Source organism: Neisseria blantyrii (assembly GCF_962747855.1).
Taxonomy (GTDB): domain Bacteria; phylum Pseudomonadota; class Gammaproteobacteria; order Burkholderiales; family Neisseriaceae; genus Neisseria; species Neisseria viridiae.
This window is the reverse complement of sequence record NZ_CAUIZY010000021.1, coordinates 1-13658: the sequence shown is the minus strand read 5'-3', so window position 1 is coordinate 13658 and position 13658 is coordinate 1. Positions and strand designations below refer to the sequence as shown.

Annotated in this window: 12 protein-coding genes and 1 pseudogene; 4 read left to right on the top strand and 9 right to left on the bottom strand. The window is 53.7% G+C overall.

All coding sequences use genetic code 11. The annotated features are described in order from the left end of the window. Nucleotides 1-240: 240 nt before the first annotated feature. From Q9J80_RS10540 to Q9J80_RS10520, 5 genes are all read right to left on the bottom strand, one after another. A complete protein-coding gene (locus Q9J80_RS10540; protein ID WP_013448186.1) occupies nucleotides 241-438 on the bottom strand; it encodes a hypothetical protein in 198 nt (65 codons plus the stop codon). 10 nt (nucleotides 439-448) lie between these two features. Continuing rightward, nucleotides 449-1462 (bottom strand): lysozyme inhibitor LprI family protein, encoded by a 1014-nt coding sequence (locus tag Q9J80_RS10535; RefSeq protein WP_304671749.1) that lies wholly within the window; start codon nucleotides 1460-1462, stop codon nucleotides 449-451. Between the two features lie 99 nt (nucleotides 1463-1561). Next, nucleotides 1562-2776 (bottom strand): sodium/glutamate symporter, encoded by a 1215-nt coding sequence (gene gltS / locus Q9J80_RS10530; protein ID WP_118783155.1) that lies wholly within the window; start codon nucleotides 2774-2776, stop codon nucleotides 1562-1564. A 174-nt stretch (nucleotides 2777-2950) separates the two neighbouring features. After that, on the bottom strand, nucleotides 2951-3292 hold the full coding sequence (locus tag Q9J80_RS10525) for a hypothetical protein (RefSeq protein WP_118787398.1): 342 nt from the start codon (nucleotides 3290-3292) through the stop codon (nucleotides 2951-2953). A 198-nt stretch (nucleotides 3293-3490) separates the two neighbouring features. Beyond that, complete coding sequence (locus Q9J80_RS10520; protein ID WP_304671750.1) at nucleotides 3491-5764, bottom strand: Tex family protein; 2274 nt, start codon at nucleotides 5762-5764, stop codon at nucleotides 3491-3493. Nucleotides 5765-5877: 113 nt separating this feature from the next. Here Q9J80_RS10520 and galE point away from each other — a divergent pair, with 113 nt between their 5' ends. The 4 genes from galE to rfbC all read left to right on the top strand — a co-directional run bounded on the left by galE (nucleotide 5878) and on the right by rfbC (nucleotide 9833). After that, nucleotides 5878-6894 (top strand): UDP-glucose 4-epimerase GalE, encoded by a 1017-nt coding sequence (gene galE / locus Q9J80_RS10515; protein ID WP_301883374.1) that lies wholly within the window; start codon nucleotides 5878-5880, stop codon nucleotides 6892-6894. Beyond that, nucleotides 6895-7935 (top strand): dTDP-glucose 4,6-dehydratase, encoded by a 1041-nt coding sequence (gene rfbB, locus Q9J80_RS10510; RefSeq protein WP_301674087.1) that lies wholly within the window; start codon nucleotides 6895-6897, stop codon nucleotides 7933-7935. A 392-nt stretch (nucleotides 7936-8327) separates the two neighbouring features. Continuing rightward, nucleotides 8328-9194, top strand: coding sequence for a glucose-1-phosphate thymidylyltransferase RfbA (gene rfbA, locus Q9J80_RS10505; RefSeq protein ID WP_301674086.1), 867 nt, complete (start codon nucleotides 8328-8330; stop codon nucleotides 9192-9194). Between the two features lie 81 nt (nucleotides 9195-9275). Further along, nucleotides 9276-9833: a dTDP-4-dehydrorhamnose 3,5-epimerase gene (gene rfbC / locus Q9J80_RS10500; protein WP_301674093.1), complete on the top strand. Its 558-nt coding sequence runs from the start codon at nucleotides 9276-9278 to the stop codon at nucleotides 9831-9833. A 43-nt stretch (nucleotides 9834-9876) separates the two neighbouring features. On the opposite strand, the gene Q9J80_RS10495 is transcribed toward rfbC, so the two are convergent. The 4 genes and pseudogenes from Q9J80_RS10495 to Q9J80_RS10480 all read right to left on the bottom strand — a co-directional run. Further along, nucleotides 9877-11895, bottom strand: coding sequence for an OPT family oligopeptide transporter (locus tag Q9J80_RS10495; protein ID WP_301674085.1), 2019 nt, complete (start codon nucleotides 11893-11895; stop codon nucleotides 9877-9879). A 195-nt stretch (nucleotides 11896-12090) separates the two neighbouring features. Next, complete coding sequence (gene dnaJ, locus Q9J80_RS10490) at nucleotides 12091-13212, bottom strand: molecular chaperone DnaJ (RefSeq protein ID WP_107820002.1); 1122 nt, start codon at nucleotides 13210-13212, stop codon at nucleotides 12091-12093. A gap of 81 nt (nucleotides 13213-13293) precedes the next feature. Then, a complete protein-coding gene (locus tag Q9J80_RS10485; protein WP_167435491.1) occupies nucleotides 13294-13452 on the bottom strand; it encodes a hypothetical protein in 159 nt (52 codons plus the stop codon). A 111-nt stretch (nucleotides 13453-13563) separates the two neighbouring features. Continuing rightward, nucleotides 13564-13658, bottom strand: a pseudogene (locus Q9J80_RS10480) (helix-hairpin-helix domain-containing protein); the annotation flags it as partial.

The window sequence follows — 13658 nt, the reverse complement described above, 5'->3', positions numbered from 1 at the left end:
AAAATTTTTTTTGGGGGGGGGGGGGGGGTGATGCATAATGTCTCCTCGATATGGATGGAACTTTTTAACTTTACGGCAAATTGCCGATTTTATCGTATTTCCTTTCCGGTTGAAATCCCGCCCTTTAGGGCGGTGCTTTTTTCGAAAAGACGGCTGTTTTGCGCCTGCGTACCGTATTGGTCAAAATGCCGTCTGAAACCGACAACAGGGTTTCAGACGGCATTTCCGTCAATTTTCCCTTTATCTGCCGAACAGGTTGGCGATGTTTTCCATCTGTTCTTCGGTAAAACCGTTTTCGCCCAATCTGGCGGCAACTGCCCATTCGCCCGACAAACCGTGTTCCGCACCGAGCTGCCGCCATTTTTCGACTTTGGCTTCGGCTGTGGTTTTTTCGGGCAGCGGTTTGACGGGAATCCTGCTTTTGGGGACGGTATTCATCGGTTTGCCCCTAATCGATGGAATAGCCTCGAAGATACTGTATCCGTTCGCGCGTCATCCGCGTGTCGCATTGCAGCTTGAGGTATTCGGCGTATTCTTTCCCGTCTGCCTGCGCGGCGGCTTGTCGGCAGTTGCTGATTTTTTCCTGCGCCCACTTGCGTTGTTCGCCGACCAGCCCTTTTTGCACGTCGGTATCGAGTTTGTCCCAAAGTTTGGTAATTTCGGATTCCGCGCGTTGGTTTTGCACGCGCGCCTCTTCCACTTCGCCCCGTGAAACGGTAACGGTATCGGCGCGTTCGCCGTCGTCGGGATGCAGGATTTCGGGTTCGGGCGCGCCTTCTGCGGCTTGGGGTACGCCCGCATCGCTGGCGGCAGCATTGTGTTCCAAAATGTCTTCGGGCGTGGGTTTGGACGGCGGTTCGGGGGCTTTTCCGCTCAAAATCCTGACCGCGTCTTCTTTTTTCACCGCCTTGCCGTCTATCATCACGATGCTCTTCACGCCGTAAGGCAGCAACGCGGCAGACAGCGTTTGCGCCGCCATACCGACCGTGTTGTCGATAAATGCCGTCTGACCGTCTTTGGCGGGCAGGAAGCGGACGGCTGCCGTCAATACTCCGTCTTTAAACTCGACATTGCCGCCCGTCTTCTGCTGCACAATATCCGACAAAGCGGTTTCCCCATACAACAGGGGGCTGTTTGCCTCGGCATCGGCAAGCGTTTCAGACGGCACGGTAATGTTCAAATCGGCGATACAGAACGTGCGCCCGCCTTCCTGCGTTTCCGAAGCGTGTTCCAAAGAAAACGCCAAACCGTAGGCGGCAGCGATAATTTTGTCGGCATCGACAAACTGCCTGCCGTCTTCGCGCGCGAAAGAACGCGCTTCCTGCGTGAGCGTTTCCTGAATACTGCCGCGTATATCCTGCAACACGGCGGGATTGGCGCATTCCAATGCCTTGGGCGGTTCTTCCCTGCCGCACGCGGCAAGCAGCAGCGCAAACGGCAGCGCAATGAGTTTCCGATACATGATGTTCCTTCCAAACGGTGCAGACCGATGGCGGCTATCATAGCAAAAGCACCTGCCGGCGGTAAACCTTGCAGGTGCTTTGTCGGAAAGGCGTAAAAATCAGCCTTTAAAGAAATTCACAAAGCCGGTAAGAATCGCGGCATTAATCAAATCGACAAAGAACGCACCAACCATAGGCACAATCAAAAACGCCTTATGCGACGCGCCGAAAGTATGCGTGATGGACTGCATATTTGCCACCGCCGTCGGCGTTGCACCCAAGCCGAAACCGCAATGGCCGGCAGCCAACACCGCTGCATCATAGTCGCGCCCCATAAAGACATAGGTAACAAAAGTCGCGTACAAAACCATCACCACGGTTTGTACGGCAAGGATGACGGTTACAGGCCCCGCCAAACCGGTCAGCTCCCACAGTTTCAAATTCAGCAACGCCATTGCCAAGAAAAGCGAAAGCGAAGCATTGCCGAACACATCGATGGCGCGGTCGAACATATTGACTTTGAATGCGGCAGTGAGGATGTTGCGGATGACCACGCCGCCAAACAGACACCACACGAATTTGGGCAGGTCGAACAGGTATTCTTTGTCGAAGCCGTCCATAATCTCGGCAAATGCCAGACACGCGGCAAACATGGCAAGCGTTTCAACGGCAGATTCCGCCGTAATCAGGCGGGTGCGTTTTGCCTGCTCGAACACGTCGTCCGCGTTGTCGTCCTGAGCCTGTTTTGTGTTTTCAACCGGTTTGCGGCCCATTTTGTTGATCAGGCGGCGTGCAACCGGCCCGCCGATCAGGCCGCCGAACACCAGCCCGAAAGTTGCAGAAGCCATACCCAAGCCGGTTGCGCCGACCAAGCCGTATTTGGTTTCAAAATCCGGCCCCCAGGCACCCGCCGTGCCGTGTCCGCCCGTCAGCGTAACCGAACCGGTAATCAGACCGATGAGCGGATCCAAACCCAAAGCGGAAGCCAGTCCGACCCCGACAAAGTTTTGCACCAGGATAAATCCGCCCACAATCGCGGTAAAAACCACCAGCGGCAAACCGCCCGCCTTCAAACGGGAAAAATCCGCGCTCAAGCCGATGGACGTGAAGAAAATCAGCATAAACGCATCTTGCAGCGGTTTTTCAAATTTGAAGCTCACGCCGTACGCCTCGTGCAGCGCAAACAGGATAATCGCGGCAATCAGCCCGCCCGCCACGGGTTCGGGGATGTTAAAATCACGCAAAAATTTGATTTTCTTAACTAAAACCTTGCCGACCAGCAAAACCAAAGTGGCGGCAATCAAAGTGTAATAACTGTTAAACGCCCATTCCATATCGTTTGACCTCCTAAAATGTTTTTCTTTATGTCCGCCCGAAGGGGCGCAGGCGCAGGGATATTAGGGGAACAGTTAAGGCTTGTCAAAGAATTGCCGTTTTTTACAACTATTTTTTACAAACAAAATGCCGTCTGAAACTCCGTTCAGACGGCATCGGGCATCCGCACCTGTTCAATAATTGGTCGAACAGAACTGCTCGCGCTTGTCCGCATCGGCGGCATAACACGTCAAACCCATACCTGCCGCATTGCTGTTGGCCGCTTTCGCACCCGGTTTTTTGTTCACCGAAACCTTGCCGTCTTTGCCGATTTCAACGGTTACGCCTTTGCCGTTTTTCATCTTCCACTTCAACACTTGCGCATCGGCACTTTGGCACTTGCTGACCGTACAGCCGCCCTCCGCCGCCACATTGCCGTTTTTATAGATTACACACTGCTGCCGACTGTCGGCACACGCCGCAAACGCAGAAACCGAAAAACAGGACACCAGCGCGGCAAACAGAACTTTTTTCATGGTTCGGACTCCTTATTTAAACAGGTTGGCAATAATTTGAAACTATACGCCTGCCGCCACACCACTGCCACAACCAAATCAAATGCCGTCTGAACAGACTTCAGACGGCATCATAGGAATACACATATTTAAAACAACAGAAAAAGCAAGGGCAAAACCCGCCACTGCATCTGTCACTGTACATCCCTGCTGTCGGACTTACCGCTTCAACTTCGCAAACGCATCCGCCATCGCCGAATTGGCCGGGGCGCAGTCGTTGCGTCGGGGTTTGCGGCCGGCTGTCCGTTCGCGGCTGCGGTTTTCAGACGGCATTTTATGTTTTGCGCCGCCCGGTTCGTCATCCAAGCGCATCGTCAGCGCAATGCGTTTGCGTGCGGCATCAACTTCCAGCACTTTCACTTTCACCACATCGCCGGCTTTCACCACTTCGCGCGGGTCTTGGACGAATTTATTGGATAGGGCGGAGATGTGTACCAAGCCGTCCTGATGCACGCCGATGTCCACGAATGCGCCGAAGTTGGCGACGTTGGAAACCACGCCTTCGAGTATCATGCCGACTTGCAAGTCGCTGATTTCGTGGATGCCTTCGGCAAACGATGCCGTCTGAAACTCGCCGCGCGGGTCGCGGCCGGGTTTTTCCAGCTCGGACAGGATGTCCAGAATGGTCGGCAGGCCGAAGCGTTCGTCGGTAAAATCGGAGGCTTTGATTTGCTTCACGCGCTCGCGGTTGCCGATGAGTTCGGCGGCGGTAATGCCTTGTTGCGCCAGCATTTTGGCAACGACGGGATAGGCTTCGGGATGCACCGCGCTCGCGTCCAGCGGCTCTGTGCCACCGTTAATCCGCAAAAAGCCTGCCGCCTGCTCGAAGGTTTTTTCGCCCAAACGCGGCACTCTCAACAATTTTTTGCGGCTGTCGAACGCGCCGTTTTCATCGCGGTAGGCAACGATGTTTTGGGCAAGAGTTTGATTCAAACCGGAAATCCGCGCCAAGAGTGGGGCGGAAGCGGTGTTCACGTCCACGCCGACGGCGTTCACGCAGTCTTCGACCACCGCGTCCAGCGATTTGGCGAGCCGGTTTTGGTTCACGTCGTGCTGATACTGCCCCACGCCGATGGATTTGGGGTCGATTTTGACCAACTCGGCGAGTGGGTCTTGCAGCCTGCGGGCGATGGAGACCGCGCCGCGCAGGGAAACGTCCAAGTCGGGGAACTCGCGTGCCGCCAGTTCGGACGCAGAATAAATCGACGCACCGGCTTCGGACACAACGATTTTGTGCAGCCCCATTTTCGACATTTCACGCACCAGTTCGCCCGCGATTTTGTCGGTTTCGCGGCTGGCGGTGCCGTTGCCGATGGCGATGAGCTTCACGCCGTGCTGCTTAATCAGCTGCGATAGCGTTGCCAACATATTGTTTTCTTGGTGTAAATAGACAATGACCGTATCCAACAGCTTGCCCGTGTCGTCCACCACGGCGCATTTCACGCCGTTACGGTAACCGGGGTCGAGACCCAGCGTGGTCAGCCGTCCGGCGGGCGCGGCGAGCAGCAAGTCTTTGAGATTGCGGGCGAACACGGTAATTGCGTCGGTATCGGCGGCTTCTTTCAGACGGCCTAGAGCTTCAAGCTCCAACGACAAAAAGATTTTCGCGCGCCAAGTCAGGCGCACGGCGTCGCGCAGCCATTTGTGGTTGTCTGAAACCTTGAAACGGCGGGCGATGATTTGCTCGTATTCGCTTTGCTGCGTAATCGGCGTGTCGTCGGGCTGATATTTGAGCGCGATGTTCAACACGCCTTCGTTGCGGCCGCGCAAAACCGCTAGCGCACGATGGCTGGGCATCGCACGAATAGGTTCGCGGTGGTCGAAATAATCGCTGAATTTTTCGCCTTCGGTTTCTTTGCCTTCAACGACTTGCGCGTGGATTTCGGCTTCGTTCCACAACTTATCGCGCAGCGTGCCGATGAGTTCCGCGTCTTCGGCAAACTGCTCCATCAGAATCGCACGCGCGCCGTCCAGCGCGGCTTTGGCGTCGGGGACGTTTTCGTTCAGGTAGCCTTGCGCGGCAGCTTCCACGTCCTGCGGCTGCTCTGCAAGCAACATATCAGCCAGCGGCTGCAAACCGTGTTCGCGCGCGATTTGCGCCTTGGTGCGACGTTTGGGTTTGTAAGGCAGATACAGGTCTTCCAGCGCGGTTTTGTTGTCGGCGGCTTCGATTTGCGCTTTGAGGTCATCTGAAAGCTTACCTTGCTCTTCAATGCTTTTTAACACAACGGCTTTGCGATCTTCTAACTCGCGCAGATATTGCAGCCGCTCGGCAAGCTGGCGCAGCTGCGTATCGTCCAGCCCGCCCGTGGCTTCTTTACGGTAACGCGCGATAAAGGGTACGGTCGCGCCGTCGTCCAAAAGCTCAATGGCGGCGTTGATTTGCGCGGCAGTGGCGGAGAGTTCTTGGGAGAGGATTCGGGTGATGTTCATAAATTGCCTCCGTATGCCGTCTGAACAGCCGACGGCGCAATGTGGGTAATCGTTTGGAAAAGATGAAGATAATACTGATATACTTTGCCAGATACAATCTGAAAGGAATGTTTATGACCGTCCTGATTACCGGCGGCACCGGCTTTATCGGTTCGCACACCGCCGTCTCGCTCGTCCAATCCGGTTACGATGCCGTGATTCTGGACAATCTGTGCAACTCGTCTGCCGCCGTCCTCCCGCGCCTTCGGCAAATTACCGGCAGAAACATACCGTTTTATCAGGGCGACATCCGCGACCGTCAGATTTTGAGGCAGATTTTTTCGGAACACGAAATCGAATCCGTCATCCATTTTGCCGGTTTGAAGGCGGTGGGCGAAAGCGTTGCCGAGCCGATGAAATATTACGGCAACAATGTTTACGGCAGCCTGGTGCTGGCGGAAGAAATGGCGCGCGCGGGCGTGTTCAAAATCGTATTCAGCTCGTCGGCAACCGTTTACGGCGATGCGGAAAAAGTCCCCTATACGGAAGATATGCGCCCGGGCGATACCGCTAATCCTTACGGTGCGTCCAAAGCAATGGTGGAACGGATGTTAACCGACATCCAAAAAGCCGATCCGCGTTGGAGCGTGATTTTGTTGCGCTATTTCAACCCGATTGGCGCGCACGAAAGCGGCTTGATCGGCGAACAGCCCAACGGTATTCCCAACAACCTTTTGCCCTATATCTGCCAAGTGGCTTCGGGCAGGCTGCCGCAACTGTCGGTATTCGGCGGCGATTATCCAACCCCCGACGGTACGGGAATGCGCGACTATATTCATGTGATGGATTTGGCAGAAGGGCATATCGCGGCAATGAAGGCAAAAGGCGGCGTTGCCGGCGTACATTTGTTCAACTTAGGTTCGGGCCGCGCCTATTCCGTCTTAGAAATCATCCGTGCCTTTGAAGCCGCATCCGGTTTGAGCATTCCTTACCGAATCCAACCCCGCCGCGCCGGCGACTTGGCGTGTTCCTATGCCGACCCGTCCCATACCAAACAAGAGACAGGTTGGGAAACCAAACGCAGCCTTGCGCAAATGATGGAGGATTCGTGGCGTTGGGTCAGCCGCAACCCCGACGGATACGGGGATTAAATGCAAACCGCAAACAAAAAAACCATCCTCGTTACCGGCGGCGCGGGCTTTATCGGTTCTGCCGTTGTCCGTCATATTATCCAAAACACCCAAGACTCTGTCGTCAATGTCGATAAGCTGACTTATGCTGGCAATCTCGAATCGCTGACCGACATTGCCGATAATCCCCGCTACGCTTTTGAGCAAGTGGATATCTGCAACCGCGCCGAACTCGACCGCGTGTTCGCGCAATACCGGCCCGATGCCGTGATGCACTTGGCGGCGGAAAGCCATGTCGACCGCGCCATCGGTTCGGCAGGCGAGTTTATCCAAACCAATATCGTCGGCACATTCAACCTACTTGAAGCTGCGCGCGCCTATTGGCAGCAAATGCCGTCTGAACAGCGCAACGCCTTCCGTTTCCACCATATTTCTACCGATGAAGTTTATGGCGATTTGCACGGCACAGACGATTTGTTCACCGAAACCGCGCCCTACGCGCCGTCCAACCCCTACTCTGCTTCTAAAGCATCCAGCGACCACCTTGTCCGCGCATGGTTGCGTACTTACGGTTTGCCGACCATTGTCAGCAACTGTTCCAATAATTACGGCCCCCAACAATTCCCCGAAAAACTCATCCCGCTGATGATTCTGAACGCACTTGGCGGCAAACCGCTGCCCGTGTACGGCGACGGGGCGCAAATCCGCGACTGGCTGTTTGTCGAAGATCATGCCCGCGCGCTGTATCAGGTTGTTACCGAAGGTGTTGTCGGCGAGACCTACAATATCGGCGGCCACAATGAAAAAGCCAATATTGAGGTGGTTAAAACCATCTGCGCCCTGCTGGAAGAGCTTGTTCCTGAAAAACCGGCGGGTGTGGCACGTTATGAAGATTTGATTACTTTCGTACAAGACCGTCCCGGCCATGACGTGCGCTACGCCATTGACGCTGCCAAAATCGGCAGGGAACTGGGCTGGAAACCGCAGGAAACATTCGAGTCCGGCCTCCGCCAAACCGTGCAATGGTATTTGGACAACAAAACCCGGCGGCAAAACGCATAAAACGGCAACTGCCGTCCGGAACGCTTAGGTACGGGCAAATATAGTGGATTAACAAAAATCAGGAAAAGGCGACGAAGCCGCAGACAGTACAAATAGTACGGAACCGATTCACTTGGTGCTTCAGCACCTTAGAGAATCGTTCTCTTTGAGCTAAGGCGAGGCAACGCCGTACTGGTTTTTGTTAATCCACTATAGTTTTCAGACGGCATCCCGACGCAATACCGTCTGAAAACCCATCTCAAAGGAAGAAAGAAAAGATGTTTCAACACACAGGACGACACATAAAGCACCGCCCTATGTATTGCCCTGATTTGGAAGGGGTTACACCCCTCCCAAACAAAGTCTGATTCTACCGCCCTAAAGGGCGGGGTTTCAACCGAAAAGGAAATACGATGAAAGGCATCATACTGGCAGGCGGCAGCGGTACGCGCCTATATCCGATTACGCGCGGCGTGTCCAAACAGCTCCTGCCCGTGTACGACAAACCGATGATTTATTACCCCTTGTCGGTTTTGATGCTGGCGGGAATCCGCGATATTTTGGTGATTACCGCGCCTGAAGACAACGCCTCTTTCAAACGCCTGCTCGGCGACGGCTTCAACTTCGGCATCCGCCTGCAATATGCCGTGCAACCGAGTCCCGACGGCTTGGCACAGGCATTTATCATCGGCGAAGAATTTATCGGCAACGGCAATGTCTGCCTCATCTTGGGCGACAATATTTTTTACGGTCAATCATTTACGCAAACATTGAAACAGGCGGCAGCGCAAACGCACGGCGCAACCGTGTTTGCTTATCAGGTCAAAAACCCCGAACGTTTCGGCGTGGTTGAATTTGACGAAAATTTCAACGCCCTGTCTATCGAAGAGAAACCGCAACAGCCCAAATCCGATTGGGCGGTAACGGGCTTGTACTTCTACGACAACCGCGCCGTCGAGTTCGCCAAACAGCTCAAACCGTCCGCACGCGGTGAATTGGAAATTTCCGACCTCAACCAAATGTATTTGGAAGACGGTTCATTGTCCGTCCAAATCTTAGGACGCGGTTTCGCATGGTTGGACACCGGCACGCACGAAAGCCTGCACGAGGCGGCTTCCTTCGTCCAAACCGTGCAAAACATCCAAAACCTGCACATCGCCTGCCTCGAAGAAATCGCCTGGCGCAACGGTTGGCTGACGAAAAAAGATGTGGAAACACGCGCAAAACATTTGGAAAAGACCGCCTACGGGCAATACCTGCTGCACCTGATTGACAAATAAATGCCGTCTGAACGCCCCGACGGCTTTCAGACGGCATCCAAACCGCAAAAAACAGCGGTAACGATACCGCCAAAGGACTTTATGGACATCATCGACACCGCCCTCCCCGACGTAAAAATTTTAAAACCGCAAGTCTTCACAGACGGGCGCGGTTTTTTTATGGAAACCTTCCGCGACGGGTGGTTCAAAGAAAATATTGCCGATCGAACTTTCGTGCAGGAAAACCACTCCAAATCCAGCAAAGGCGTATTGCGCGGCCTGCACTACCAAACCGAAAACACACAAGGCAAACTCGTACGCGTAGTTGTCGGCAAAGTGTTCGACGTGGCCGTCGATATGCGCGAAGGTTCGCCGACTTTCGGCAAATGGGCGGGTGCAACCTTATCGGCGCAAAACCGATACCAGCTTTGGATACCCGAAGGCTTCGCGCACGGGTTTTGCGTTTTGAGCGACACGGCGGAAGTCGTGTACAAATGCACGGACTATTACAAGCCGGAAGCCGAACAGGTTTTAATATGGAACGACCCGGCAATAGGCATAGGCTGGCCGCTTCAAACCGCGCCGCTGCTTTCGCCCAAAGACCTTGCCGGCAAAACGTGGGCACAAGCCGAAAAGCTCCGCCTTACGCTTTCCCGATAAAAAATGCCGTCTGAACGTTTCAGACGGCATTTTCTCCGACAGGCTACCTACCCGCCTTCAGTACGCGCTGTGCAAAGAAAAACATCCCGGTAACGAAGAACGCCAAACCCAACCATGAGGCGGCGGCATCCCAGTTTTGCAGATTCAACGCGAGTGGCGCATCCGAGCCGCCGTTGGTCACGGAGAAGGCAATAATAAACGCCATAATCACACCAATCAGACTTTCACCGACAATCAGGCCGGCGGAGAACAAGGTTCCGATGCGCTCGGCGTTTTTCAGACGGCCTTCACGGTTTTCCGCTTTTTTACCGATGATGTGTTTCAACACTGCCGCCAACACCGCACCTGCCACAATGGGCATATTGACGGACGGCGGCAGATAAATACCCATACCGACCGCAAGGACGGGCAGGGCAAGTTTACCGCCTGATGATTTTTTCAACACCAAATCGACGACGATTAATACCGCGCCAATCGCGATGCCGGTAAAGATATACGCCCATTCGAGGTTGTGGGCGAAAATGCCCGACGCGATGGTCGTCATCAAAGTCGCTTGAGGGGCTGCCAAAGCCTGCGCCGCATCCATGCCTTCGCGCGGCATTGCGCCGATAAAGCCGTAGGCTTCGTAAAGCAGTTCCAACACGGGCGAAATAACCAGCGCACCGACGATACAGCCGATAATCAGGGCGACTTGCTGCCGCCAAGGCGTGGCTTTGAGCAGGTAGCCGGTTTTCAAGTCTTGCAGGTTGTCATTGGAGATCGAAGCGACGCAGATTACTGCCGAGCCGCAGAAAAGCGTCAACGCCAGTAAGAATTTGCGGTTGGTCTCATCCGCCATCAAACCGCCGGATTCGCCCACAACCAATAAAACCAGCGAAATGATAACAATGGAAACGATGCCCACGCCGGAAATCGGGCTGGAAGACGAGCCAACCAAACCTGCCATATAACCGCAGGCGGCGGCGACCAAAAAGCCGATGACGGAAGCCAAAAGCGTGCAAACGACCACTAAAAGCCACGCCATGCCGCCCGTAATGTGCGAATCGCCGATAAAGTGGTAAAACGACACGCCTAGAATAAACATCATAGACAGTACCCAGAAAATCATGGCTTTAGGCGACAAATCCTGTTCGGCGCGTTCCGCAGCGGGCGCACCGCCGCCAAAACTCTTGAACGACATCTTCATGCCTTCCACCATTGGCTTGAGCAGCATCAAAAGCGTCCAAACCGCCGCGATACCTATGGTTCCCGCACCGATAAAACGCACTTTTTCCTTCCACAGCTTCATCGCAAACGCCGCCATTTCCATATCGGAAGGTTGCGGAATGTGTGAGGAGAAATACGGCACGGCAATGCCCCAAGCAATCGAAATGCCCAACAGGATAGCGATGCCGCCCGTCAGTCCGACCAAATAACCCGCGCCCAACAAGGCCAGTGAAAAGCCCATCGGCAGCTGGAAAATCGCCGTACCGCTTTTAAACCAATAACTCGCGCTATCGGCAATCACGCGCAGACCTCCGGCGCAAAAGCTCATCAATCCCGCCAACGCGCCGCCGGCAGCCAGCTCTTTGATACCGCTGCCGCCCTGACGGTCATCCCCTTCTTCATGACCGCCCACTTTCAAAATTTCAGCAGCCGCCACGCCTTCCGGATAAGGCAGATCGCTTTTCACCACCATCGCGTAACGCAGCGGAATGGTGAAAATCACCCCCAAAATCCCGCCGGCAATACATAAAAGCGTTGTCTGCCAAAACAGGAAACCGCTCCAGTAGCCCGCCATCAACAAACCTGGCAGGACGAAGATGATGGTCGAAAGCGTACCCGCCGCCGAAGCTTGGGTCTGCACCATGTTGTTTTCCAAAATATTGCTGCCTTTGAAAAACTTTAAAACCGCCATCGAAATCACCGCCGCCGGAATCGACGAGGCAAAGGTCAGCCCGACTTTCAAACCGAGGTAAACGTTGGACGCAGTAAAAATTACAGTGATCAATGCACCGAGTATCATGCCTCGGAACGTCAGTTCGCGGTATTCTTCTACCGAACCGGATAAAGATTTGTTCATTATTCTTCCTTTGACAACAGACCCCTGCATATTGTTGGCATCGCGCCATGATGTCAAGTTTTAAAAAGAACAGTTAAAAACAGTTATCCCACCCTACCTCATAATCAATTGAAAATAAAAACTATTTCTAAACAAATAAAAACAGCCGTATCAGGGAGGTTTCCCGATACGGCTGCTTGTTTCCAAACCTTAAAATCAATCAAACAAATCGCGCAGCTTGTCTAAAAACGATTTCTTGCGCGGCGTTTGGTTTTCCAAACCGGTAGAAATCCGCTCAAATTCTTCCAAAAGCTCTTTTTGACGGTCGGTCAAATTGACAGGCGTTTCGACAACAATATGGCAGTACAAATCACCGGTCGCGCTGCTGCGTAAAGATTTGACACCCTTACCCTTCACGCGCATCCTCCTGCCGGTTTGGGTTTCTTTGGGAATAGTAAGCTTAACCTTGCCGTCCAACGTCGGTACTTCCAACTCACCGCCCAAAGCAGCCGTGGCAAAACTAATCGGCAGTTCGCAATGCAAATCCAGACCGTCGCGTTGGAAAATCTTATGCGCCCGAATGCGGACGGTTACATACAGGTCGCCGGCAGGCGCACCGTGCGTACCCGGCCCGCCTTCGCCGCTCAAACGGATACGCTGCCCGTCATCGATACCGGCGGGAATATTGACTTCCACCGTCTTGACCGCCTTATTCCGCCCCGCGCCACGGCATTTGACGCAAGGTTCTTTAATGTGTTTGCCCGCACCGTGGCAGGTCGGACAAGTCTGCTGCATACGGAAAATCGCCTGCTGGATGTGTACCGTACCCGAACCTTTGCAAGTCGGGCAGGTTTCCGGGGATGTCCCCGGTTTCGCGCCGCTGCCGTTACAGACATCACACGCTTCATAAGTCGGAATATTGATGCGTTTCTTCACACCTTTTGCGGCTTCTTCAAGCGTGATTTCGATACCGACTTGAACGTCCTCACCCTGATAATCAGGCTGGGCGCGCCCCGAACCGCCTCCAAACATTTGGCTGAAAATATCCCCAAAGTCAAAACCTTGAGCACCACCAAATCCACCAAACCCTCCGAAGCCCCCCTGTCCGCCGCCTTCAAACGCCGCATGACCGTATTGGTCGTACATAGCGCGCTTTTCCTTGTCGGACAAAGTTTCATACGCCTTTTGTACTTCTTTAAACTTCTCTTCCGCCTCTTTATTGTCAGGATTGCGGTCGGGATGGTATTTCATCGCCAATTTACGGTAGGCTTTTTTAATCTCATCATCGGTAGCTGTTCTTGCCACACCCAGCGTCGCATAAAAATCTTGATTACTCATCTTTTCATCTAATTCAAAATAAAATCACGGCTAAAAATAAGGGCAATTGCGCAAAACACAAGACAAACAGACTGCCATAGCTTACAAACTGAAACGGAATACACTTTTCAGACGGCATAAACCGATGCCGTCTGAAATCTTCAGGTATGCACGACACAAAAACTTAGACAGGTATAAAACCAACCGCCATGAAGTATTTTTGTTATAAAAACGCCGCCCGAACGCATATTCAGACGGCATTTCCTTTGCATCAATTCATTCCCCGATATAGCGCAGGTCTTTTTCCAGCCATTTCCCTTCCAAACAAAAAAGCACCGGCGGCGGCCGATGCCCCTTCCCTTACAGGTTCCCCTATTTTTTAGCTGCGGGCAGCACCGGTTTGGCGGGGGCTTTGGGTGCGGGCGCGCCGACCGAAGCCTGGTCCTTCAGCTTCGCCAGCACCGCCG

Coding starts and splice junctions, on each gene's coding strand:
- Q9J80_RS10540 (WP_013448186.1), bottom strand. CDS start 438: ATGAATACCGTCCCCAAAAGCAGGATTCCCGTCAAACCGCTGCCCGAA.
- Q9J80_RS10535 (WP_304671749.1), bottom strand. CDS start 1,462: ATGTATCGGAAACTCATTGCGCTGCCGTTTGCGCTGCTGCTTGCCGCG.
- gltS (WP_118783155.1), bottom strand. CDS start 2,776: ATGGAATGGGCGTTTAACAGTTATTACACTTTGATTGCCGCCACTTTG.
- Q9J80_RS10525 (WP_118787398.1), bottom strand. CDS start 3,292: ATGAAAAAAGTTCTGTTTGCCGCGCTGGTGTCCTGTTTTTCGGTTTCT.
- Q9J80_RS10520 (WP_304671750.1), bottom strand. CDS start 5,764: ATGAACATCACCCGAATCCTCTCCCAAGAACTCTCCGCCACTGCCGCG.
- galE (WP_301883374.1), top strand. CDS start 5,878: ATGACCGTCCTGATTACCGGCGGCACCGGCTTTATCGGTTCGCACACC.
- rfbB (WP_301674087.1), top strand. CDS start 6,895: ATGCAAACCGCAAACAAAAAAACCATCCTCGTTACCGGCGGCGCGGGC.
- rfbA (WP_301674086.1), top strand. CDS start 8,328: ATGAAAGGCATCATACTGGCAGGCGGCAGCGGTACGCGCCTATATCCG.
- rfbC (WP_301674093.1), top strand. CDS start 9,276: ATGGACATCATCGACACCGCCCTCCCCGACGTAAAAATTTTAAAACCG.
- Q9J80_RS10495 (WP_301674085.1), bottom strand. CDS start 11,895: ATGAACAAATCTTTATCCGGTTCGGTAGAAGAATACCGCGAACTGACG.
- dnaJ (WP_107820002.1), bottom strand. CDS start 13,212: ATGAGTAATCAAGATTTTTATGCGACGCTGGGTGTGGCAAGAACAGCT.
- Q9J80_RS10485 (WP_167435491.1), bottom strand. CDS start 13,452: ATGCCGTCTGAATATGCGTTCGGGCGGCGTTTTTATAACAAAAATACT.